Below are 350 nucleotides of genomic sequence, written 5' to 3'. Positions count from 1 at the left end.
CCAACCAGGTGGCTACCGTTTTGTGATCCAGATTCAAGACGCGGGAAATCTGAGCCGCATTCAACGCCTGGCGTTGATGCAGGTCGTGGATCTGACAGAACTGTTCGTAGGAAATCACGGGCAAAATCCTCCATGGAGGCTCCCACCGGCGGGGTGGGAAGCCAGGATGTCACGCCCCAGTTGTATCAATTGTCGGGCAGAAAAGGCTATGTCATCTTGTAACAGTGATGCGGCGAAATGGGCGATAAGTCCAATCAGAACAGCGGGTTGCGCGTTTATGATCTCTTGTAACGGGTGGTTGGCGAATTTGGCTATTTCGTTATTATTATCAGTCGGTTGCGTGATTGAGA

1 pseudogene is annotated in these 350 nt (G+C 51.4%); it reads right to left on the bottom strand.

The features are described 5' to 3' along the window. Window positions 1–114: 114 nt before the first annotated feature. Window positions 115–350, bottom strand: a pseudogene (locus tag IV91_RS19300) (hypothetical protein); the annotation flags it as partial.

This window comes from Ferrovum myxofaciens (assembly GCF_000735045.1).
Classification (GTDB): Bacteria; Pseudomonadota; Gammaproteobacteria; order Burkholderiales; family Ferrovaceae; genus Ferrovum; species Ferrovum myxofaciens.
The sequence above is the reverse complement of the archived record's forward strand: the minus strand, read 5'-3'. Positions and strand labels throughout refer to the sequence as shown.